Consider the following 21,184-nt stretch of genomic DNA (forward strand, 5'->3'; position numbering starts at 1 on the left):
CACAGATGTTCTCCTCTAATCTCCGAATACCTTGCGCGTCACGGCCTTCGCCCGGCGCGTCACCCGCAGGTAGTTATCCAGGAACTCACCGCCGTCACCGTCGGGCCAGCCGGCGGCCACCGCTACCGCGTTGAGCGCGCGCCCTGCCCCCGGCAGCTGGTCGGTGGGTTTGCCGCGAACCAGCACCAGCGCGTTGCGGGCCCGGGTCGCGGTCAGCCAGGCCTGCCGGAGCCGGTCCACGTCGTCTTCCTCGAGCAGCCCGGCCGCGGCGATGGCGTCCAGGGTCTCCAGCGTCGACGTGTTGTGCAGCGCCGGGACCCGGTGGGCGTGGCGCAGCTGAAGCAGTTGCACGGTCCACTCGACGTCGGCCAGCCCGCCCCGGCCCAGCTTGGTGTGCGTGTTGGGGTCCGCGCCCCGCGGCAGCCGTTCGGCGTCGACGCGCGCCTTGACCCGGCGGATCTCGCGCACCGCATCGCCGGACACCCCGCCGGCCGGATACCGGGTCTCATCGACGATCAGCAGAAACCGCCGGCCCAGGTCCGCATCACCGGCGACCCAGTGCGCCCGCAGCAGCGCCTGGATCTCCCACGGCTGCGCCCACTGGTCGTAGTAGGCGGTATAGGAGGCCAGGGTGCGCACCGGCGGGCCGTTGCGGCCCTCCGGCCGCAGGTTGATGTCGACCTGCAGCGGAGGGTCGACACTGGCGGTGCCCAGCAGCGCCCGGACCTGTTCGGCGATCGAGGTCGCCCAGCGCACGGCGTCGGTGTCGGTGACCCCCTCATTGGCCTCGCAGACGAACATCACGTCGGCGTCCGAGCCGTAACCCAGTTCGCGACCACCGAGCCGGCCCATGCCGATGACGGCGATGCGCGCCGGCGCCGACTCGCCCTCGTCGCCGGGCAGGTTGACCCGGATGATCGCGTCCAGGCTGGCCTGCAGCACCGCCACCCACACCGCGGTCAGCGCCTTGCAGACGTCGCGAACCTCGAGCATGCCGAGCAGGTCCGCCGAGGCGATGCGGGCCAATTCGTGGCGGCGCAGGCTGCGCGCGGCGGCGATCGCGCGGACCGGGTCGGCGTAGCGGGCCGCCGAGGCGATCAGTGCCCGCGCCACCGCGTCCGGCTCGGAGTCGAGCAGCTTCGGTCCGGCCGGGCCGTCGCCGTAGGCCTGGATGACGTCGGGTGCGCGCATCAACAGTTCCGGGATGTACGCCGAGGTGCCCAGCACTCGCATCAACCGCTTGGCGACGGCGCTGCTGTCACGCAACGTGCTCAAATACCAGCGGTGGGTGGCCATCGCCTCGCTGAGCCGGCGGTAGGCCAGCAGCCCGGCGTCGGGATTGGGCGTGTCCGACAGCCAGTACAGCAGCTTGGGCAGCAGCACCGTCTGCACCCGGCCGCGGCGGCCGCTCTGATTGGTCAGCGCCGCCAGATGCGTCAGGGCGTTCTGCGGCGCTTCGTAGCCCAGTGCAGCCAGCTGTCGTTCGGCGGCGCCGGGGGTCAGGCCGCCGGCCAGCTCGAGGCCCGCGGGGCCGACCGCTTCCAGCAGCGGTTGATAGAACAGCTTGGCGTGCAGCCGCGATACCCGCATGTTCTGGGCTTTGAGCTCCTCGCGCAGCACCCCCAGCGCGTCGTGACGACCGTCCGGCCGGACGTGGGCGGCGCGGGCCAGCCAGCGCAACGCCTCGTCGTCGTCGGGCGGCGGCAGCATGTGGGTGCGCTTGAGCCGCTGCAGCTGCAGCCGGTGTTCGAGCAGCCGGAGGAACTCATACGACGCGGTCAGGGTCGCCGAGTCCTCCCGGCCGATGTAGCCGCCGGCGCCCAATGCGGCCAGCGCGTCGACGGTGGACGCCACGTGTAACGACTCGTCGCTGCGGCCGTGCACCAGCTGGAGCAGTTGCACCGCGAACTCCACGTCGCGCAGCCCCCCGGGGCCGAGCTTGATCTCGCGATCCCGGATCTCGGCGGGAACCAGCTGCGCCACCCGGCGGCGCATCGCCTGGACGTCGGCGACGAAATCCTCACGCTCGCAGGCGGTCCAGACCATCGGCAGCAGCGCGTCGACGTAGGCTCGGCCCAGTTCGGCGTCACCGGCGGCGGGGCGCGCCTTGAGCAGCGCCTGAAACTCCCAAGTCTTGGCCCAGCGCTGGTAGTAGGCGATGTGGGACTCCAAGGTCCGTACCAGCGCACCGTGCCGGCCCTCCGGCCGCAGCCCGGCATCTACTTCGAAGAACGCCTCGCCGGCCACGTGCATCAGTTCGCCGGCGACCCGGCTGCTCACCGCGTCGGCCTCCTCGGCGACGAAGATGACGTCGACATCACTGACGTAATTCAGTTCCCGCGCACCGCATTTGCCCATCGCGATCACGGCCAGCCTCGGCACGGCGGCGGCGTCGTGGGTGCCGCACACCGTCCTCTCGGCCACTTGCAGCGCAGCCCCCAGCGCGGCGTCGGCCAGATCGGACAGGTGCGCACCGACGGTCACGAACGGCAGTTCTGGCAGGCTCTCGATGGCCGGCGCCAGATCCAGCGCCGCCAACACCAGCAACCGGTCGCGATACAGCGCCCGCAGCCCCTCGACGTAGGCGCCGTCGGTGATCTCGGCGACGCGCTCGGCGAACATGGCACGCAGCGCACCCGCCGACGGCAGGGTCAGCGTGTAGTCGTCGGTGCCCTCCGGGCTCGCCAGCAGCTTCCAGGACTGCGGGTGGGCGATCAGGTGATCCCCCAGCGCCAAGGAGGATCCCAGTATCCCGAATAGCCGCCCGCGCAGACCGCGATCCGCCAGCAGCGCCGCGCTCAGCTCGTCCCAGTCGATTCCCGGCGCCTCCGACAACCGGACCAGCGTGCGCAGCGCGACGTCGGCGTCGGGGGCCCGCGACAGTGCCCAGAGCACGTCGACGGTCGGTTGGTTGTAGGAGCTGTACCAACCCAGGTGGGTCAGGTCCGCCGCGGCGTAGCGGTCGACCAAACCGAGCCTCCCGACGCTGGGCAGCTTGCGGCGCTGCGCTCCGGGGTAGGTCACGACCGTCCGGGTCAGAGGGCCAGGTAGTTCTGCAGCTCGTAGGGGGTCACGTGGCTGCGGTAGTTCGCCCACTCCTGGCGCTTGTTACGCAAGAAGAAGTCGAAAACCTGCTCCCCCAACGCTTCCGCGACCAGCTCGGAGTTCTCCATCTCGCCCAGGGCGCGCTCCAAGGTGCCGGGCAATTCGCGGTAGCCCATCGCGCGGCGCTCTTCGGGCGTCAGCGCCCACACGTTGTCCTCGGCCTCCGGGCCCAGTTCGTAGCCCTTCTCGACCCCGCGCAGGCCGGCGGCCAGCAGCACCGCGAACGTCAGGTAGGGGTTGCACGCCGAGTCCGGGCTGCGCACCTCGACGCGCCGTGACGACGTCTTGTGCGGGCTGTACATCGGTACCCGCACCAGCGCTGAGCGGTTGGAGGCACCCCAGGACGCCGCGGTGGGCGCTTCCCCGCCGTGGATCAACCGCTTGTAGGAGTTGACCCACTGGTTGGTGACGGCACTGATCTCATTGGCGTGCTCGAGAATTCCGGCGATGAACGACTTGGCGGTGGCCGACAGCTGCAAGGGGTCGTCGGGACTGTGGAAGGCGTTGACCTCCCCCTCGAACAGGCTCATGTGGGTGTGCATGGCCGAACCGGCGTGCTCCCGGAACGGCTTGGGCATGAACGACGCCCGCACCCCTTCCTTGAGCGCAATCTCCTTGATCAGGTAGCGGAAGGTCATCACGTTGTCGGCCATCGACAGCGCGTCGGCGTAGCGCAGGTCGATCTCCTGCTGGCCCGGCGCGTTCTCGTGGTGGCTGTACTCCACCGAGATGCCCATGGTTTCCAGCGCCTCGATCGCATGCCGGCGGAAGTTGGCGGCCGAGCCGTGGATCGCCTGGTCGAAATAGCCGGCGTCGTCGGCCGGAACCGGTGTCGTCCCGTCGTAGGGGCCGGGCTCGAGCAGGAAGAACTCGATCTCGGGATGCACGTAGCAGGCGAAGCCCAGCTCACCGGCCTTGGCCAGTTGCCGGCGCAGCACATGCCGGGACGACGCCCAGGCCGGGGAGCCGTCGGGCATGGTGATGTCGCAGAACATCCGGGCCGAGTACTGCCGGCCGTTGTCCGAGGTCCATGGCAGCAACTGGAACGTGGACGGGTCGGGGTGGGCGACCATGTCCGATTCGAAGACCCGGGCGAAGCCCTCGATCGCCGAACCGTCGAAGCCCACGCCCTCTTCGAACGCGCCCTCGAGCTCGGCCGGCGCGATCGCGACCGACTTCAGGTATCCGAGGACGTCGGTGAACCAGAGCCGGACGAAGCGGATGTCGCGTTCCTCCAGCGTGCGGAGCACAAACTCCTTCTGACGGTCCATACCGCGAAGCGTATCAGCGGTCAGCACTTCGCATCGGTTGGCGGCAATGTGCCGTCGACCAGGTAACGCGTGGCGTAGCCGTCGACGCATTCGTTGCCCTGGAACACCACCGTGTGCTGGGTTCCGTTGAACGTCAGCAGACCTCCGCGCAGCTGCTTGGCCAGATCCACACCGGCCTGATAGGGGGTGGCCGGGTCGCGGGTGGTGGACACCACCATCGTCGGGGCCAGGTCGGGTACCGAGATGGTGTGCGGCTCGGTGGTCGGCGGTACCGGCCAGAACGCGCAGGTGCTCAGCGGCGCGTCGCCGGTGAACTTCCCATAGCTCATGAACGGCGCCATCTCACGCGAGCGCCGGTCTTCGTCGATCACCTTGGCGCGGTCGCTGACCGGCGGCTGGTCGACGCAGTTGACCGCCACCCGGGCGTCGGTGGCGTTGGTGTAGTGGCCGTTGGCGTCACGGCGCATATACAGGTCGGCCAGTCCGAGCATGATGTCGCCGCGCCCGTCGGCCAGATCCGACAGGCCGTCGTTGAGGTGCGTCCAGAACGTCGGCGAGTACAGCGCCATGATGGTGCCGACGATGGCGTCGCTGTAGCTGAGCCCACGCGAATCCTTGGTCTTGGCGCGCTTGTCCACCAGCGGGTCGACCAGGCTGTGATAGACGTCGACGGCCTTGTCCGGCTCGGTTCCCAGCGGACACTCCGGTTCCTTGGCGCAGTCCGCCGCGAAGTCGTCGAACGCCCCCTGGAAGGCCTGCGCCTGGCGCAGGTCCTCCTCGATCGGGTCGGCGTTCGGGTCAACGGCGCCGTCGAGGATCATCGCCCGGACGTTCTGCGGATAGGCCTCGGCGTAGGCCGAGCCGATCCGGGTGCCGTAGGAGTAGCCCAGGTAGGTCAGCTTGTCGTCGCCCAGGCCGGCCCGGATCGCGTCGAGGTCGCGGGCGACGTTGACGGTGCCGACATTGGCCAAGAACTCCTTGCCGGTCTTCTCCAGGCAGCGTGCGACGTAGTCCTTGGTCTCGTTCTCGATGCGCTCCACGCCCGCCGGGCTGTAGTCAACCTGGTTGAGGGCTCGCAGCCGGTCGTTCTCCTTATCGGAGTTGCACCAGACCGCCGGTCGCGACGACGCCACCCCGCGCGGGTCGAACCCGACGAGATCGAAGCGCTCGCGGACTTTGCGCGGCAGCGTCGAGACCAGGCTGACGGCGGTTTCGATCCCCGATTCGCCCGGGCCGCCCGGGTTGATCACCAGTGAGCCGATCTTGTCCCTGGTCGCCGGGAATCGGATCATGGCAAGCCGCGCGACGTCGCCCTGCGGTTTGGCGTAGTCGACGGGCACCGCGATGAATCCGCACTGGGCGTCGTCGGGCACCTTGATGTTGGTGTCGGCGGTGAACCGGCACTTGTCCCACTGGACCGGCTGGCCGACCCGCGGCGCGGCCAGCACCGCGTGGCCCTGCGTCATCCGGGTGCAACTGCCGACCGTCAGGACCACCACCGCGATCGCGAGGCAGGTCAGGGTGGTACGCGCGATCCTGTCGCGGCGGGTCGGCGGGGTCATGACACCACATGCTGCCATGCACAGCTGGGCGCAGCCGGACACCGGGCGCTCAGCGCGTGGCGTCGACCAGTTCCCTCATGCCCAGGTCGAAGTCATCGGCGAGTTCCCACAGGTCCGGCAGGAGCTCGGGACAGCTGATCACCCCGACGTTGAGGTGCCCGTTCAACGACATCACGGTCACGTTCAGCCCCGAGCCGTGGAAGATCGGTCCCAACGGGTACATCGCGGCGATCTCGCAGCCCAGGTAGTACAACGGCATCTGCGGGCCCGGGACGTTGGAGACCACCACGTTGTGCACCGGGCGGGCGGAGGTGAGCCGGCTTTTGGCATAGACCCGCATCGCGACACCGAACACCGCCGGCGCGGCGAACTGCGACCAGTCCTGCAACAGGGTCGCACCGATGGCCGAACTGTGCTGCTTGGCCACCGCGTTGGCCTCGGAAATGGCCTTGAGCCGCTCGACCGGGTCGGCGATCTGCGTTTCCAGCCGGGAGAACATCCCAGACACCTGGTTGCGGCCCGGACGGTCGGACTTGCCGTGCACCGATACCGGCACCATGGCCACCAGCGACGACTCCGGCAGCTCGCCACGGGCGCTCAGAAACTGCCGTAACGCCCCCGACACCAGGGCCATCACCACGTCGTTGACCTTGACGCAGAAATGGTCCTTGACCTTCTTGACGTCCTCCAGATCGAGCTGGGTGTAGGCGACGTTGCGGTGGCCGCTCACATTGGCGTTGAACGCGGTCTGGGGCGCGGCGAACGGCGCGGCCATCGTCTCGCCGGTACGCACCCGCTGCACCGTCTTGGCCACCGACGACACGGTGCGCGGCAGCACGTTGACCAGGTTCAGGGGCCGGCTCACAAACCGGGCCAGCCCGCCTGCCACGATCGCCAGCCCGCTGGCGTCGCCGGCGCCCTCGACCGGCTCCGGGCGCGGCGCGTCGACCTCGGTGCTGCACATCTGGGACAGCATGTTGGCACCGGTGACCCCGTCGACGCCGGCGTGGTGCATCTTCGTCAGCACCGCGATGCGGCCGCCCTTGGCCGCGTCGGTCCCGTCGAGCCCCTCGATCACCCACGACTCCCACAGCGGCCGGGTGCGGTCCAGCGGCAGCGAGACGATGTGTCCGGCGATCTCGGACAACTCCACCCGCCCGCCCGGCGGCGGCAGCCCGATGCGGTGCACGTGGTGGTTGATGTTGAAGTCGCGGTCCTCCACCCAGACCGGGTGGTCGAGGTTGAGCGGGTTGTCGGCGAGCTTTTCCCGGAACTGCGGCATCGCGGTGATGCGCTGCGCGAGTTCGTCGCGGAGCCGGTCGAAGCTGTAGCCGCCCGGCATGGTGGCGGCGTCCAGCTCCAGGATCGAGCAGACATGCAGGGGCTGTTGCGGCGTCTCCAGGTAGAGGAAGCTGGCGTCGAGTCCGCTGAGCCACTGCATGTCGCCGATCGTAGGCCGGTGTGACGGATCGGGTGTGAGGAAATGCACTCCACCTGTCGGTTCAGCTGCACCGCCGCAGGTGGCACACTGGCTGATGTCAGACGACCCGGGGACCCGGCATGGGCTTCGAGGATCGACCCGACCACTTCGAGGGACAACGATGTCTGAGCACGTCTATGGCGCTTCGCCCGAGCCTGTCCGTATTGCTCCGCAGACCCGCGTTCACCATCTGCAACAGATGAAGGCCGAGGGCCGCAAGTGGGGCATGCTCACGGCCTACGACTACTCCACCGCCCGAATCTTCGACGACGCCGGCATTCCGGTGCTCTTGGTCGGTGACTCGGCCGCCAACGTGGTCTACGGCTACGACAGCACCGTGCCGATCTCCATCGACGAACTGATCCCGCTGGTCCGCGCGGTGGTCCGCGGCGCCCCGCACGCGCTGGTGGTCGCCGACCTGCCGTTCGGCTCTTATGAGGGCGGCCCGGCCATGGCGCTGGCCACCGCCACCCGCTTCATGAAGGAGGGCGGCGCGCACGCGGTCAAGCTCGAAGGCGGGGAGCGGGTGGCCGACCAGATCGCGACGCTGACCGCCGCCGGCATCCCGGTGATGGCCCACATCGGATTCACCCCGCAAAGCGTCAACACCCTCGGTGGCTTCCGGGTGCAGGGTCGCGGTGATGCCGCCGAGCAGACCATCGCCGACGCGATCGCCGTGGCCGAAGCGGGCGCGTTCGCGGTGGTAATGGAGATGGTGCCGGCCGAGCTGGCCACCCAGATCACCGGCAAGCTGACCATTCCCACTGTCGGGATCGGCGCCGGCCCCAACTGCGACGCCCAGGTTCTGGTGTGGCAGGACATGGCCGGTATGACCACCGGCAAAACCGCCCGATTCGTCAAGCGCTTCGGCGATGTGGGAGCTGAATTACGTCGCGCGGCAACGCAATACGCCGACGAGGTGGCTGCCGGGACGTTTCCCGCCGAGGAGCACTGCTTCTAGGCCGACTGCTTTGAGAACGCGGTGTCCGGGCGGTCGGGATGTGACAGGCTGGAGGCGTGTCGGCAACCGACCCGAACCCCGCTCAATATCGCGAGGTGGAACGCAAATTCGACGTTGACGCGTCGGCCATCTCGCCGTCCTTCGACGGCATCGCCGGGGTCGCCCGAGTTGAGCAGTTGCCGGAACAGGCCCTGGCGGCGGTGTACTTCGATACACCCGGCCACGACCTGGCGGCCCGACGAGTCACATTGCGCCGGCGCACCGGCGGTTCCGACGCCGGCTGGCACCTGAAACTTCCGGCCGGGCCGGACACCCGCACCGAGGTGCGCGCACCCCTGGGCCCGAAGATTCCGGACGAACTGCTCGACGTGGTGACGGCGATCGTCAGGGATCGGCCGCTGGCACCCGTGGCACGAATCTGTACCGCCCGCAGTGTGGTGGTGCTGCGCGACGATCGGGGTGAAGTGCTGGCTGAGTTCTGCGACGACCAGGTCACCGCGTCGGCCGAAGGCTCCGAGCACGAGCAAGCCGAACAGCACTGGCGGGAATGGGAACTGGAACTGGGCTGCGGGGACCTCGAGTTGCTGGACTGGCTGAGCCACCGGCTGCTCGACACCGGCGCCGAGCCGGCCGGCTACGGCTCCAAACTGGCCCGGGTGCTCGGAGCGCCGGCGGTGCCCGCGCACCCGACCGACCGCCTGCATCGGGCGCTGGCCGAGCAGATCGAGCAACTGCTGGTCTGGGATCGCGCAATGCGTGCCGACGCCGATGATGCGGTTCATCAGATGCGGGTGACGATCCGACGGATCCGCAGCCTGTTGCACGGCGAGGAGTCGGCCCACGCCCGGCTGCTCGGCGAACTGCAGGAATTGGGTGCGGTGCTCGGTGTCGCCCGCGACGCCGAGGTCCTGGCCCAGCGCTATCAGCAGGCGCTCGACGAGCTGAGGCCTGAGCTGCTCCGTGGGCCGGTCGGCGAACGGCTGGTCGGCGGTTCGCTGCGCCGCTATCAGGCGGGACGACGGCGCAGCCTGGCCGCGATGCGCTCCCCGCGCTACTTCCGGCTGCTCGACGACCTCGACGATCTGATCAGCGCACCTGCCGCCGAGCAGTACGCCACCGTCGACATCGCCTACCGGCGGCTGCGCAAGGCGGCCAAGGCCGCCAAGACGGCCGCCGACCGCGACGCGGCGCTGCACCGGATCCGCAAGGCCGCCAAGCGGCTGCGCTACGCCGCCGCAGCCGCGGATAAGAAGAAGATCGCCAAACGGGCGAAGACGATTCAGAGCCTGCTCGGCGACCACCAGGACAGCGTGGTCAGCCGGGCGCATCTGCTTCAACAGGCCGACGCCGCGGCGGCCGCCGGCCAGGACACCTTCACCTACGGGCTGCTGTATGCCCGCGAGGCCGACCTCGCCGCGCAGAGCCGGGCGAAGTTGCGGCCCGCGCTACGCAAGCTCGACCGAGCGGTTCAGTGAGACTCGACGGAGGAGAGGCGAAACTGGGACCGCCCCATGAACCGGGCGATCTAGGCGGACGAGCCGGCCGGTAAACCGGATTGTGTTCCCGGAGTGAATGCCGCACGGCAGCGCCGCCACCCGGCCCAGCGGCACAGATCAACCAACGAAATACGCTGTGTCAAAAAGCATTTGAATCGGGCTATTCCCCGGCGGATATGCCCGCCAGTGCGTCCAGTACCCGATCGATGAACCGGTCGGCGTTACCACGATGGCTGTCGTTCGCGTGTTGGGTCGTGTCGACCTCAATCGGATTCCCGGATGCAAAGCGCACCACCATGGCGCGCCGATACGTTCGCTGCCCGAAAGCGTCCGCCGAACCATAGGCGTTGACGTCGACCCCAGTGATCTGGCTCAGCGGGCGGATCAGCGCAACCAGATCCTGCTCCTCCGCAGCGTCCGCGATGTAGTCCAGCTGTCCGATCGCGTGCCTGTCGATCCACACAAGACGGCGCTGCTGATCTGGCAACGTCTCGCGGGCGAAGCCTTCAACCGGCCATCGCCTAACCAGCTCGCCGATCTGCTCAACCACGATCCTGGGCGGCCGCGACCAGTCCGGAAATACGTCCCGGGCTATCCGCCGGAGTTGTTCTTCGTTCGTCATGGACGACAAGTTAACCCGCAATGCTCTCTCCCGCAGTCCACCACGCAGCCCCTGGAATATGCAGCAGTGGCCGTTCCGAACCGTCCGCACACCGTGGCGCGCACCCTCGGTGCTGCACTTGGCGGAATTTCGCTTGCCCCGGGGGGCAAAGCAACTCCCCCGCAAGGGATTTCATAGCTAGTCTGCTCCGCATGACGCCCCCGCCCGAACCCGAACCGACCGCCGCGCAGAACCCTGGGCGGGCTGTCCGGCGCCTCTCCGCGGAGGAAGGGCACGCCATGGCAGAGCAGATTCGCACCAAGCGGGTTAGCCAACGCCCCCCGGCCAACCCGCCGTTGGACATCCCTGAGGCGTTCTCCACGCCCGAGCCGGTGCGCACCGGGTCGGACAGGCTCCGCCGACCGCCACCACTCCAGCGCAACGCCGCAATCAACAAAAGGGCTAAACCCGCCGGTCAACGTTGCAGGGCGGACGAGTTGGCCTGTAAGCCGGATTCTGTTCCGCACCGCTTACGCGGTGCGGCGGCGACCATCCATCTGGGCACACCGTCGCCGGGTACCTCAAGCGGCCTACCCGCAGATTCGGGCGAGCAGCCCTCGAACACCTGCGCGACCGCACCGTAGTGCGGTCTTCTTGGCCTTGCTTCGGGTGGGGTTTACCGAGCCGCCCCGGTCACCCGGGACGCTGGTGCGCTCTTACCGCACCGTTTCACCCTTACCACCTCACGGTGGCGGTCTGTTTTCTGTGGCACTATCCCGCGAGTCACCTCGGATTGCTGTTAGCAATCACCCTGCTCTGTGAAGTCCGGACTTTCCTCGACCCGCTTGTGGCGAGCCGCGGCCGCCCGGCCAACTCGTCCGCGCTGATCACCGTACCGGCAAGCGTCGGTGCAGGCCAACCGGCATGATGACGCTGTGGGAGCACACGCGACAACACCGTGGCGGCGGCGGGTGGACGCCGGCGACTGGGACGCCATCGCCGCCGAGCTCGACGACTGCGGCGGCGCGCTGTTACCCCGGCTGCTGACGGTGTCAGAGGCCGCGCGGCTACGCGGTGTCTACTCCGACCATGAGCGCTTCCGCGCCACCGTCGACATGCAGCGCCATCGGTACGGGTCCGGCCAGTACCGCTACTTCGCGGCACCGATGCCCGAACCCGTCGATCACCTCAAGCGGGCGCTGTATCCGCACCTGCTGCCGATCGCCCGGGACTGGGCGGCCCGACTGCGGCGAGAGGCACCCTGGCCGGACGACTTCGACGAATGGCTGGATCGCTGCCACCGGGCCGGGCAGACCAAACCCACCGCACTGATGCTGCGTTACGGTCAAGGTGATTGGAATGCACTGCACCGGGACCTTTATGGCGAGCTGGTATTTCCACTGCAGGTGGTGATCAACCTCAGCGACCCGGCCACCGACTACACCGGCGGCGAATTCCTGCTGGTCGAACAGCGTCCGCGAGCCCAATCCCGGGGCACTGCAACGCAATTGCCGCAAGGGCACGGCTATGTGTTCACCACCCGCGACCGGCCGGTGCGCTCCACCCGCGGCTGGTCGACGGCGCCGGTGCGCCATGGCGTCTCGGCCATCCGCTCCGGCGAGCGTTATGCACTGGGTCTGATCTTTCACGACGCCGGGTGACCAACCTGCCGTCGCAGCAAGATCACGTTGTCGATCAGGGTGGCGGCCTGCCCGTCGGGCCCGACCGCGTCGCGCTCGACGGTCTCCGCCCGCAGCCGTTCCCACTGCTTGTCGTCGAGCGCCAACCCCGCCAGGACCTCGTCGACCGTGGCGAAGTGATGCTCGTGAGCCTGCTCACCTGCCCACGGCGGCGCGGCGCCGTGATCGACGATCAGCAGCCGCCCACCCACCGCCACGGCATCGGCGGCGCGACGCAGCACCGTCTCGCGGTCCAGCCGCGCCGGGGAGTGCAGGAACTGCGCCGAGACCAGGTCGAACCGGCCGGCGGGGAAGCTGGTGGACAGGTCGTGGCGCTCGAAGCGGATGCGTGAGGACACATCTCGTTGTGCCGCCGCGGTCCGCGCTCGCCTTAACGCGTTGTCGGAGACGTCGACGGCGACCACCTGCCAACCGTCCTCGGCCAGCCAGACCGCATCCGCGCCCTCACCGCAACCCAGGTCCAGCGCCCGGCCCGGCGCCAGATCAGCGGTGACCTCGGCGAGGTGGGCGTTGACGTGCCCGCTCCATATCCGCTCATCGCCGCCGTAGAACTGCTCCCAGAACTCCCGGGCGTCCTGCACCGGCTCAGTCATCGCTCGACGCTCCCGGGCAGCGGTAAGCCGTAATCTTCGGCCGCCAGGCTCTGCACCACCGCCGCTGCGGCCCGAGAGCCTGCAGCGACGGCTGCGGCGACCTGTGGCATCTCCCCGGTCAGATCCCCGGCGGCGAACACCCCGGGAACCGAGGTGCGACACAGCGGATCCACGTTGACCGGGTCTTCGGCGGCGGGGCCGGGTCCGGTGATGTCCACGCCGAGCCGCTCGGCGAGCTGATCCCGCTGCCGCAGGCCCGTCGCGACCAGTAGCCCGCGGCGCGGCAGTCGGCTGCCGTCGGCGAACACCACCGCCGCCAATTCACCATCAGCTGCCTCCAGCGCCGCTACCGGCCGCTCGTCGACCTCGATGCCGGCACCGGCCAGTCGGGTTCTGCCTGCGTCGTCGAGATCGGCGGAACCGTCGCAGAGCACCACGATGTCGTCGCTCCAGCACCGCAACAACAGCGCCAGATGCACCGCCCGGTCGCCACCAGCCAGTACCGCCAGCGGCTGGTCGGCCACCTCCCAGCCGTGGCAGAACGGGCAGTGGAAAACCGAACGGCCCCATAGGCTGTCCAAGCCGGGCAACTCCGGCGGCAAGTAGGCCATGCCGGTGGCCAGCAGCACCCGGCGGGTCCGCTGGCTGGCCCCGTCGGCCAGGTGCACGGCGAAAACCCCGTCGACGCGGCCGACGTCGGCCACCTCGGCGGCGTGGACTTGTACACCGTAGGAGGCGAGCTCGCGGCGGCCGAGCGCGTACAGCTCAGCGGGTGGGCGGCCGTCGTGCCCCAACAAACCGCCGATGCCGGGTGCGGTCAGGTTGCTCTGCTCCCCCGCGTCGATCACCAATGTCTTGCGCCGGGCGCGGCCCAGCACCAGGCCCGCGCTCAGCCCGGCCGCCCCGCCGCCCACCACGATGCAGTCCCAGATTTCGTTCATGCATCCGAGCCTGCAGGCCAGCCGGCAGAATTGGCAAGGCGATTTGCCAACTGGGCAAGTCCGCCGGGTGCCGGTCGACCGGCGTGACAGCGCCCACGCCGGTGCGAGGCGAGTCGTTCTTCTGGCCCGTCCGCCGCCACAGCGAACCCGACTCCTAGCATCGTTGAGTGGGTCTATTCGGGCGTAGCCACGAAGTACCGGACGAGCAGCGAGAGATAAGGTCTCTTATGGGCAGGATCTACGACAACGTCGCCGAACTGGTCGGGCACACCCCGCTTGTGCGGCTCAACCGGGTGACCGACGGGCTCGGCGCCCAGGTCGTGGCCAAGCTGGAGTTCTACAACCCGGCCAGCAGCGTCAAAGACCGCATCGGGGTGGCGATCATCGATGCTGCCGAGCGATCCGGTGAACTGCGGCCCGGCGGCACCATCGTCGAAGCGACCAGCGGCAACACCGGCATCGCGCTGGCGATGGTCGGTGCGGCACGCGGGTACAAGGTGATCCTCACCATGCCGGACACGATGTCCACCGAACGCCGGGTGATGCTTCGCGCCTTCGGCGCCGAGATCGTCTTGACGCCCGGCGCCGAGGGCATGTCCGGCGCGGTGGCCAAGGCCAAGCAGATCATCGCCGACACCGACAACGCCGTCGCCGCCGATCAGTTCGCCAACCCCGCCAACCCGCAGATCCATGCGACGACGACCGCTGAGGAGATCTGGACGGACACCGCGGGCGCCGTCGACGTCTTCGTCGCCGGCATCGGCACCGGCGGAACGCTGACCGGGGTGGGCCACGCCCTCAAAGAACGCAAGCCCGAGGTCAAGATCGTCGGCGTCGAGCCCAAGGAGTCCGCGATTCTCAACGGCGGCGACCCCGGGCCGCACAAGCTCCAGGGCCTCGGGCCGAATTTCGTACCCGAGGTGCTGGACCGGGACGTCTACGACGAGATCATCGATGTCGGATTCGAGGACGCCATTCGGGTGGCCCGCGAGCTCGGCACCGACGAAGGCATCCTCGGTGGAATCTCTGCGGGTGCAAATGTCTGGGCCGCTCTGGAACTGGCCAAACGCCCCGAGAATGCCGGCAAGCTCATCGTCGTGGTCATCCCCGACTTCGGCGAGCGATACATCTCCACACCGCTGTTCGAGCACATCAGGGAATGACCACTCAATGAGCCTGCTATCGGCTATCCGCGAAGACCTGCGCAACGCGCGCGCGCACGACCCGGCGGCACGTGGGGACGTGGAGAATGCGCTGGTCTATTCGGGTCTGCATGCTATCTGGGCGCACCGTGTGGCACACCGGCTTTGGTCCCGGCCGGCACTGCGCGGCGTCGCCCGGCTGCTGTCCCAGGCCACCCGTCTGGCCACCGGGATCGAGATCCATCCAGGCGCAACCATCGGCCGGCGGTTCTTCATCGACCACGGTATGGGCGTCGTGATCGGCGAGACCACCGAGATCGGCGACGACGTGATGCTCTACCACGGGGTGACGCTCGGCGGCCGCTCGCTGAAGCGGGGCAAACGGCACCCTACGGTAGGTGACAGGGTGACCATCGGCGCCGGCGCAAAAGTGCTGGGGCCGTTACGAATCGGCGACGATTCCGCGATCGGCGCCAATGCGGTCATCACTCATGACGTGCCGGGGAATTCGATCGCCACCGGAATTCCCGCGGTGGTGCGCGCCCGCACCGAGAACCAGCGCGAACCCGGCGTGGACCCGACGTCCTACATCGACCCGGCGATGTACATCTGACATTGCACGGCCCCGCCATCTGCTGGCAAGCTGATTTGCCATGTCGGCAAATGACGAGGAAAGCGGTGTCGATCTGCGGGTACGGCGACGGCTGCGCGAGCTGCGCACGCAGCAGGGCCTGACGCTGGAGGACGTGGCCACTCGCGCCCGCATCGACGTCTCCACGCTGAGCCGCCTGGAGTCCGGCAAACGGCGCTTGGCGCTCGATCATCTGCCCCGGCTGGCCGAGGCCCTCGCGGTCACCACCGACGAGTTGCTGCGCGCCCCTGAACGCCCCGACCCGCGGGTGCGGGGTGCCTCGCAGACCCACCATGGCATCACCTACTGGCCGCTGACCCGGCACGGGCCGGCCGGTGGTCTGCACGCCTTCAAGATCCGGGTCAGCGTGCGGCGCCGCCGCCCGGCCGAGTTACCGGTGCACGAGGGCCACGAGTGGATGTACGTGCTGTCCGGGCGCCTGCGACTGGTGCTTGGCGACGACGACTTCCTGATCGGCCCGGGCGAGGCCGTCGAATTCTCCACCTGGACCCCGCACTGGTTCGGTGCGGTCGACGGGCCCGCCGAGGCGATCATGCTCTTCGGCGCCCACGGTGAACGAGTGCACCTGCACGATTGAGGCCGACTAGAGATAGGCCGTCTGGTTCACCAGCCGCACCGAAGCGGGCCCGTCTGCGAAGAACTCGGCGATGCTCAGCGACGCCAGATCCAGGTGCAGCCGGTAGAGGATCGCCGGACCGGCGTCCAGCGCCAGGCGCAGGACGGTCTTGATCGGGGTCACGTGCGACACCACCAACACGGTGGTACCGCGGTGTTCGGCGACGATCCGGTCGCGCGCCCGTGCCACCCGCTGCTGCACCGCATCGAAGCTCTCCCCCTCCGGTGGCTGCGTGGAGGTGTCCTTCAGCCACCGCCGGTGCAATTCCGGGTCGCGTGCAGCCGCCTCGGCGAAAGTCAGCCCCTCCCAGGCCCCGAAGTCGGTTTCGGTCAGGTCCTCGTCGACGGTCACGTCTAGGTGCAGCAACTTGGCCGCCGCGGTGGCCGTGTCATAACAGCGCTGCAGCGGCGAACTGATCACCGCCGAAATGCCGCCGCGCCCAGCGAGATAGCGTGCCGCCGCATCGGCCTGCGCCCGACCGGTGTCGGTCAGCGGCGGGTTGCCCCGTCCGGAGTAGCGGCGCTGCACCGACAGTTCGGTCTGCCCGTGCCGCAGCAGCAAAAGTCGGGTGGGCGTTCCTGTTGCGCCCGTCCAGCCCGGCGCCGTTGGCGGTGAAGGCTTTTCGGGCTTCTCCTGGACCGGTTTCACGGGCTCGGCCGAAGCCGGCTCAGCACCGGCCAACGCGGCCGCGGCGTCCATCGCCTGGTTGGCCAGCCGGTCGGCGTGCGAGTTCTTCTCCCGCGGAATCCAGCTGTAGCGGACGTGGTCGAACTTCGCGGCCAATTCGCGGGCCTGCCGATGCAGGGTGATCAGGTCGGGATGCTTGACCTTCCACCGTCCGGCCATCTGCTCGACCACCAGCTTGGAGTCCATGAACACCGCGACCTCGGCGGCGCCCAACCGTGCCGCCTCGGTCAGACCGGCGACCAGGCCACGGTATTCGGCGACATTGTTGGTGGCCGTGCCGATCGACTCCCGAGCTTCGGCCAGCACCTCGGCGCGATCCGCGGACCACACCACCGTTCCGTAGCCGGCCGGCCCCGGGTTGCCGCGCGACCCGCCGTCGGCTTCGACGATGACCTTCATCCCACGACCTTCATCGGCGCCGCACTAACCAAAGTCCTTGACCCGCAGCAGGATCGCACTGCACTCCGGACAGCGCAGCACCTCCTCCGGCGGAGCCGCCGAGATCCGCGCCAGCTCGCCGCGGTCGATCTCGATCCGGCAGGCCCCGCACTGGCCGCCCCGTAGCGGTCCGGCACCGACGCCGGCGGATGCGCGCTGCCGCTCATAGAGCGCCAGCAGCTCGGCGTCGATTGCTGCGGCCAGCTGCTCGCGGCTCGCCGCACGCTGGGCGCGGGTGGCCTCGATCTCCCCCGAGGCGGTGTCCAGCGTCTGCTGCACCCGGGCCAGGTCGGCGGCCAGTCCGTCGATCACGGCCGACTCGGCGGTCGCCTGGGCCTGCAATTGCTCGCGCTGCTCCAGCAGCTCCAGCAGCGAATCCTCCAGGCTGGCCTGGCGGCGCTGCAACGTCTCCAGCTCGTGCTGCAGGTCGGTGACCTGCTTGGCGTTGACCTGCCCTGAGTCCAGTAGGGCGCGGTCACGGTCCTCGCGCTGGCGCACCGCGTCGATCTCCGACTCGAAGCGGGCGGCCTGGGCGTCCAAGTCCTCCAACGCCAGTTCCAGCGCGGCCATCCGGTCGGAGGCGGTGGTGTGGTCGGCCTGGATGCGCATCCGGTCCTGCTGTTCGGGCAAATGACCGGCCCGGTGCGCGAGCCGGGACAGTTCGGCGTCGATCTCCGACAATTCCAGCAGCGAACGTTGCTGTGCCACTTCGGCCTTCATTGCCGGTCTCCTTCGCAAGCGAGGTTCCAGGGGTCGGTGCGCAGCGCGCTGACGCGCACCGGCACGGCCGCACCGAAGTGCGAACGGAGCACGTCGGCGGCTTGCGCGCACCAGGGGTATTCACTGGCCCAGTGCGCCACGTCGACCAGCGCCACCGGTGACCGTCGGGAGTGCTCGTCGGCCGGGTGGTGGCGCAGATCCGCGGTGAGAAAAACCTCGGCGTCGGCCTTGGCCGCCGCATCCAGCAGCGAGTCTCCGGCACCGCCACAGACCGCGACCCGCGACACCGGCAGATCCGGATCCCCCGCCGCGCGCACCCCCCATGAGGTGGCGGGCAGCCGGGCAGCGACCCGGGCGACGAAGGCGCTCAGCGGCTCCGGCGCTGCCAAGGTGCCGATCCGGCCGATCCCGACACCGGCCGGTAGCGGCTGCAACGCGAAGACGTCGAACGCCGGCTCCTCGTAGGGGTGCGCAGCCAGCAGCGCCGCACGGACCCGGCCGCGGAACCGGGCCGGCGCCACCACCTCGACGCGGTCCTCGGCGACGCGCTCCACCGCGCCCACCTGGCCGATCGTGGGCGCCGCCCCGTCGCCGGGCAGGAACTGCCCGGTGCCGGTCACGCTCCAGCTGCATTGCGCATAGTCACCGATGTGCCCCGCCCCGGCGGCGAACACCGCGGCCCGCACCGCCTCGGCGTGCTCGGTCGGGGCGTAGATCACCCACTTGTCGGTGTCGGGCGCACTCGGCGCCGGTTCCAGCACGGACTCCACGGTCAGCCCCAGCGCCTCGGCCAGAGCATCCGATACCCCGGGGTTGGCCGCGTCGGCGTTGGTGTGAGCGGTGAACAAGGCACGTCCGGAACGGATCAGCCGGTGGATCAGGGCTCCCTTGGCTGTGCTCGCCGCCACGGTGTCCACCCCGCGCAACAGCAGCGGATGATGGGCCAGCAGCAGGCCACCGTCGGGAACCTCATCGACCACCGCGGCGGTGGCGTCGACGGCGACCGTCACCGAGCTCACCAGCTCGTCCGGATCGCCGCAAACCAGCCCAACCGAATCCCAGGACTGGGCCAGCTCCGGCGGGTAGGCGGCGTCCAGCACGTCGATGACGTCAGCCAGCCGCGCAGTCACACTTCAAGACAGTAGTGCGCCACCCGGCGGGCTCGCCGCGCACGTCGGGGACAATGGGCTCGTGACGCGCACGACCACTGCCACCGCCGAGCTGGTGATCTTCGACCTGGACGGCACCTTGACCGACTCCGCCGCCGGGATCGTCGCCAGCTTCCGCCACGCGCTGGACCACATCGGGGCGCCGGTGCCCGGCGGCGATCTGGCCCAGTGGCTCGTCGGCCCGCCGATGCACCACACGCTGGCCGCGATGGGCCTCGGCGAACAGACCGACGCGGCGATCGCCGCCTACCGCGCCGATTACACCAGCCGCGGCTGGCGGATGAACACCATGTTCGACGGCGTCACCGCGCTGCTGACCGACCTGCGGGCCGCCGGCGTGCGGCTGGCGGTGGCCACCTCCAAAGTCGAGCCGACCGCACGCAAGATCCTGGCCCACTTCGGGCTCGACGGGTTTTTCGACGTGGTCGCCGGCGCCAGCGTCGACGGCAGCCGCGCGGCCAAGTACGACGTGCTGGCCCACGCGCTGGAGCAGCTGGCGCCGCTGCCGGACCGGGTGCTGATGGTGGGCGACCGGCGCCACGACGTCGACGGGGCGGCCGCGCACGGTATCGATACGGTGCTGGTCGGCTGGGGTTACGGGCAGGCCGATTACGACGACGCCGAGACGGGTCCGGCCGCCCGCGTCCAGACCGTCGCCGAGTTGCGGGAGGTGCTCGGTGTCTGAGCCGGCATTGCATGTCACGTTCGTCTGCACCGGCAACATCTGCCGTTCCCCGATGGCCGAGAAGATGTTCGCCCATGAGCTTGCGCAGCGTGGCCTGGGTGATGCGGTGCGCGTCACCAGCGCCGGGACCGCGGATTGGCACACCGGAAAGGGCGCCGACGAGCGCACCAATCGGGTGCTGCTCGCCCACGGCTATCCGGTGGAGCACAGCGCCGCCCAGGTCGACGCCGACCACATGTCGGCCGATCTGGTAGTCGCGCTGGGGCGCAACCACGTCGGCTGGCTTCGCGGGCTCGGGGTTCCCGCTGAGCGGATCCGGATGCTGCGTTCCTTCGATCCGCGTTCGGGAGCGGCCGTCCCCGACGTCGAGGATCCCTACTACGGCGGCCACGACGATTTCCAGCGGGCTTTTGACGTCATCGCGGCCGCACTGCCGGGCCTGCACGATTGGGTCGACGCGCAGCTGGCGGGCGGCGAGGGCGGCTGATGCGGCGGCTGGGCTTCCTGCTGCGCCCGAGCTGGCTGGCCGTGGCGGTGGTGGTGCTGGCCTTCGCTTACCTGTGTTTCACCGTGCTGGCGCCCTGGCAGCTGGGCAAGAACACCACCACGTCGCGGGCCAACAGCCAGCTCGAACACGCGCTGACCACGGAGCCGGTGCCGCTGACAACGCTGTTGCCGCACCAGGATTCGTCGGCGCCGGATGATCAGTGGCGGCCGGTGAGCGCCACCGGGCACTACCTTGCCGAGGCGCAGGTGCTGGTGCGGTTGCGGCTGGTCGAGGGGGTGCCGGCGTTCGAGGTGCTGACGCCGTTCGCGGTCCGCGGCGGGCCGACCGTACTGGTCAACCGCGGCTATGTGCGCACCGACGACGGCGGCTCGCGGATGCCGCAGATCCCGCCGCCACCGGATGAGCAGGTCACCATCACCGCGCGGCTGCGGGATCCGCAGGAGACGATTCCGGGCAAGAAACCGTTCAGCGAGAACGGTTTCCGTCAGGTGTATGCGATCAACACCGAACAGGTCGCGGCATTCACCGGGGTTCCACTCACCGGCTCCTACCTGCAGCTGGTGGAGGACCAGCCGGGCGGGCTGGGATTGATCGCGCTGCCGCGCCGCGATAACGGGCCGTTCTTGTCCTACGGGATCCAGTGGATCGCGTTCGGGATCCTCGCCCCGATCGGACTGGGTTACTTCGCGTACGCCGAGATACGCGCCCGGCGGTCGGAGAGGGCTCTCGACGAACAGGCCGCCGAGGACCCCGACGCCGATGAGCCCGCGCCGCCGATGACCGTCGAGCAGAAGCTCGCCGACCGGTACGGCCGCCGGCGCTGATCATCGCCGGCGCCGCGTCACCAACCGCCTAAG

General features: G+C 69.3%; 19 protein-coding genes and 1 other RNA gene. 9 read left to right on the forward strand and 11 right to left on the reverse strand.

Going from position 1 to position 21,184, the window contains the following annotated elements; translation table 11 throughout:
* Positions 1 to 15 precede the first annotated feature (15 nt).
* Genes A5648_RS18235 through A5648_RS18250 form a run of 4 tightly spaced genes read right to left on the reverse strand, consistent with a single transcriptional unit; the run spans position 16 to position 7,379 of the window.
* Positions 16 to 3,039: a bifunctional [glutamine synthetase] adenylyltransferase/[glutamine synthetase]-adenylyl-L-tyrosine phosphorylase gene (locus A5648_RS18235; protein ID WP_065025928.1), complete on the reverse strand. Its 3,024-nt coding sequence runs from the start codon at positions 3,037 to 3,039 to the stop codon at positions 16 to 18.
* Positions 3,036 to 4,376: a type I glutamate--ammonia ligase gene (gene glnA / locus A5648_RS18240; protein ID WP_065025896.1), complete on the reverse strand. Its 1,341-nt coding sequence runs from the start codon at positions 4,374 to 4,376 to the stop codon at positions 3,036 to 3,038. The genes A5648_RS18235 and glnA overlap by 4 nt, the downstream gene beginning before the upstream one ends.
* Positions 4,377 to 4,396: 20 nt before the next feature.
* Positions 4,397 to 5,938 carry an alpha/beta hydrolase gene (locus A5648_RS18245; RefSeq protein ID WP_065025897.1) on the reverse strand — a complete coding sequence of 514 codons (1,542 nt, stop codon included), beginning with the start codon at positions 5,936 to 5,938 and terminating at the stop codon, positions 4,397 to 4,399.
* Between the two features lie 49 nt (positions 5,939 to 5,987).
* Positions 5,988 to 7,379 carry a WS/DGAT/MGAT family O-acyltransferase gene (locus A5648_RS18250; protein WP_065025898.1) on the reverse strand — a complete coding sequence of 464 codons (1,392 nt, stop codon included), beginning with the start codon at positions 7,377 to 7,379 and terminating at the stop codon, positions 5,988 to 5,990.
* A 160-nt stretch (positions 7,380 to 7,539) separates the two neighbouring features.
* On the opposite strand from A5648_RS18250, the gene panB reads away from it, so the two are divergent.
* Together panB and A5648_RS18260 are read left to right on the forward strand one after the other, a co-directional pair.
* Entirely contained in the window at positions 7,540 to 8,379 is an 840-nt protein-coding gene (gene panB, locus A5648_RS18255) for a 3-methyl-2-oxobutanoate hydroxymethyltransferase (RefSeq protein WP_065025899.1), read from the forward strand.
* A 56-nt stretch (positions 8,380 to 8,435) separates the two neighbouring features.
* Positions 8,436 to 9,854 (forward strand): CYTH and CHAD domain-containing protein, encoded by a 1,419-nt coding sequence (locus A5648_RS18260; protein ID WP_065025900.1) that lies wholly within the window; start codon positions 8,436 to 8,438, stop codon positions 9,852 to 9,854.
* Between the two features lie 181 nt (positions 9,855 to 10,035).
* Here the strand turns inward: A5648_RS18260 and A5648_RS18265 are convergent, their stop codons facing one another.
* Together A5648_RS18265 and rnpB are read right to left on the reverse strand one after the other, a co-directional pair.
* A complete protein-coding gene (locus A5648_RS18265) occupies positions 10,036 to 10,497 on the reverse strand; it encodes a hypothetical protein (RefSeq protein WP_082966572.1) in 462 nt (153 codons plus the stop codon).
* A gap of 468 nt (positions 10,498 to 10,965) precedes the next feature.
* Positions 10,966 to 11,353: RNase P RNA component class A (gene rnpB / locus A5648_RS18270), an RNA gene on the reverse strand.
* 58 nt (positions 11,354 to 11,411) lie between these two features.
* On the opposite strand from rnpB, the gene A5648_RS18275 reads away from it, so the two are divergent.
* Entirely contained in the window at positions 11,412 to 12,137 is a 726-nt protein-coding gene (locus A5648_RS18275; RefSeq protein WP_065025929.1) for a 2OG-Fe(II) oxygenase, read from the forward strand.
* Here A5648_RS18275 and A5648_RS18280 read toward each other — a convergent pair.
* Both A5648_RS18280 and A5648_RS18285 read right to left on the reverse strand, forming a co-directional pair.
* The gene (locus A5648_RS18280) at positions 12,122 to 12,769 is read right to left on the reverse strand and encodes a class I SAM-dependent methyltransferase (RefSeq protein WP_082966573.1); all 648 of its coding nucleotides are present in this window, start codon (positions 12,767 to 12,769) and stop codon (positions 12,122 to 12,124) included. The two genes, A5648_RS18275 and A5648_RS18280, sit on opposite strands and share 16 nt — an antisense overlap.
* On the reverse strand, positions 12,766 to 13,710 hold the full coding sequence (locus tag A5648_RS18285) for an NAD(P)/FAD-dependent oxidoreductase (protein WP_065025902.1): 945 nt from the start codon (positions 13,708 to 13,710) through the stop codon (positions 12,766 to 12,768). Before A5648_RS18285 ends, A5648_RS18280 begins: the two co-directional genes overlap by 4 nt.
* Positions 13,711 to 13,937: 227 nt before the next feature.
* On the opposite strand from A5648_RS18285, the gene cysK reads away from it, so the two are divergent.
* Genes cysK through A5648_RS18300 form a run of 3 tightly spaced genes read left to right on the forward strand, consistent with a single transcriptional unit; the run spans position 13,938 to position 16,081 of the window.
* A complete protein-coding gene (gene cysK / locus A5648_RS18290; RefSeq protein ID WP_065025903.1) occupies positions 13,938 to 14,873 on the forward strand; it encodes a cysteine synthase A in 936 nt (311 codons plus the stop codon).
* A 7-nt stretch (positions 14,874 to 14,880) separates the two neighbouring features.
* Positions 14,881 to 15,465, forward strand: coding sequence for a serine O-acetyltransferase EpsC (epsC, locus tag A5648_RS18295; RefSeq protein WP_065025904.1), 585 nt, complete (start codon positions 14,881 to 14,883; stop codon positions 15,463 to 15,465).
* A gap of 40 nt (positions 15,466 to 15,505) precedes the next feature.
* Positions 15,506 to 16,081: a helix-turn-helix domain-containing protein gene (locus tag A5648_RS18300; protein ID WP_065025905.1), complete on the forward strand. Its 576-nt coding sequence runs from the start codon at positions 15,506 to 15,508 to the stop codon at positions 16,079 to 16,081.
* A 6-nt stretch (positions 16,082 to 16,087) separates the two neighbouring features.
* On the opposite strand, the gene A5648_RS18305 is transcribed toward A5648_RS18300, so the two are convergent.
* From A5648_RS18305 to A5648_RS18315, 3 genes are read right to left on the reverse strand one after another with little or no spacing between them, the layout of a single operon-like run.
* The gene (locus A5648_RS18305; RefSeq protein ID WP_065025906.1) at positions 16,088 to 17,206 is read right to left on the reverse strand and encodes a bifunctional RNase H/acid phosphatase; all 1,119 of its coding nucleotides are present in this window, start codon (positions 17,204 to 17,206) and stop codon (positions 16,088 to 16,090) included.
* Positions 17,207 to 17,230: 24 nt separating this feature from the next.
* Complete coding sequence (locus A5648_RS18310) at positions 17,231 to 17,965, reverse strand: zinc ribbon domain-containing protein (RefSeq protein ID WP_065025907.1); 735 nt, start codon at positions 17,963 to 17,965, stop codon at positions 17,231 to 17,233.
* Positions 17,962 to 19,095, reverse strand: coding sequence for a Nif3-like dinuclear metal center hexameric protein (locus tag A5648_RS18315; protein ID WP_065025908.1), 1,134 nt, complete (start codon positions 19,093 to 19,095; stop codon positions 17,962 to 17,964). Before A5648_RS18315 ends, A5648_RS18310 begins: the two co-directional genes overlap by 4 nt.
* A gap of 61 nt (positions 19,096 to 19,156) precedes the next feature.
* Here A5648_RS18315 and A5648_RS18320 point away from each other — a divergent pair, with 61 nt between their 5' ends.
* Genes A5648_RS18320 through A5648_RS18330 form a run of 3 tightly spaced genes read left to right on the forward strand, consistent with a single transcriptional unit; the run spans position 19,157 to position 21,151 of the window.
* Positions 19,157 to 19,819 (forward strand): HAD hydrolase-like protein, encoded by a 663-nt coding sequence (locus tag A5648_RS18320; RefSeq protein ID WP_065025909.1) that lies wholly within the window; start codon positions 19,157 to 19,159, stop codon positions 19,817 to 19,819.
* The gene (locus A5648_RS18325) at positions 19,812 to 20,306 is read left to right on the forward strand and encodes a low molecular weight protein-tyrosine-phosphatase (RefSeq protein ID WP_065025910.1); all 495 of its coding nucleotides are present in this window, start codon (positions 19,812 to 19,814) and stop codon (positions 20,304 to 20,306) included. The genes A5648_RS18320 and A5648_RS18325 overlap by 8 nt, the downstream gene beginning before the upstream one ends.
* A complete protein-coding gene (locus A5648_RS18330; protein WP_065025911.1) occupies positions 20,306 to 21,151 on the forward strand; it encodes an SURF1 family cytochrome oxidase biogenesis protein in 846 nt (281 codons plus the stop codon). Before A5648_RS18325 ends, A5648_RS18330 begins: the two co-directional genes overlap by 1 nt.
* Positions 21,152 to 21,184 lie beyond the last annotated feature (33 nt).

It is taken from the genome of Mycolicibacter sinensis, from assembly GCF_001673565.1.
Classification (GTDB): Bacteria; Actinomycetota; Actinomycetes; order Mycobacteriales; family Mycobacteriaceae; genus Mycobacterium; species Mycobacterium sinense_C.

Excerpts from the sequence above, each read along its gene's own strand:
- glnA (WP_065025896.1), bottom strand. The coding sequence starts at position 4,376 with ATGGACCGTCAGAAGGAGTTTGTGCTCCGCACGCTGGAGGAACGCGAC.
- A5648_RS18245 (WP_065025897.1), bottom strand. The coding sequence starts at position 5,938 with ATGACCCCGCCGACCCGCCGCGACAGGATCGCGCGTACCACCCTGACC.
- A5648_RS18250 (WP_065025898.1), bottom strand. The coding sequence starts at position 7,379 with ATGCAGTGGCTCAGCGGACTCGACGCCAGCTTCCTCTACCTGGAGACG.
- panB (WP_065025899.1), top strand. The coding sequence starts at position 7,540 with ATGTCTGAGCACGTCTATGGCGCTTCGCCCGAGCCTGTCCGTATTGCT.
- A5648_RS18265 (WP_082966572.1), bottom strand. The coding sequence starts at position 10,497 with ATGACGAACGAAGAACAACTCCGGCGGATAGCCCGGGACGTATTTCCG.
- A5648_RS18280 (WP_082966573.1), bottom strand. The coding sequence starts at position 12,769 with ATGACTGAGCCGGTGCAGGACGCCCGGGAGTTCTGGGAGCAGTTCTAC.
- A5648_RS18285 (WP_065025902.1), bottom strand. The coding sequence starts at position 13,710 with ATGAACGAAATCTGGGACTGCATCGTGGTGGGCGGCGGGGCGGCCGGG.
- cysK (WP_065025903.1), top strand. The coding sequence starts at position 13,938 with ATGGGCAGGATCTACGACAACGTCGCCGAACTGGTCGGGCACACCCCG.
- epsC (WP_065025904.1), top strand. The coding sequence starts at position 14,881 with ATGAGCCTGCTATCGGCTATCCGCGAAGACCTGCGCAACGCGCGCGCG.
- A5648_RS18300 (WP_065025905.1), top strand. The coding sequence starts at position 15,506 with ATGTCGGCAAATGACGAGGAAAGCGGTGTCGATCTGCGGGTACGGCGA.
- A5648_RS18305 (WP_065025906.1), bottom strand. The coding sequence starts at position 17,206 with ATGAAGGTCATCGTCGAAGCCGACGGCGGGTCGCGCGGCAACCCGGGG.
- A5648_RS18310 (WP_065025907.1), bottom strand. The coding sequence starts at position 17,965 with ATGAAGGCCGAAGTGGCACAGCAACGTTCGCTGCTGGAATTGTCGGAG.
- A5648_RS18330 (WP_065025911.1), top strand. The coding sequence starts at position 20,306 with ATGCGGCGGCTGGGCTTCCTGCTGCGCCCGAGCTGGCTGGCCGTGGCG.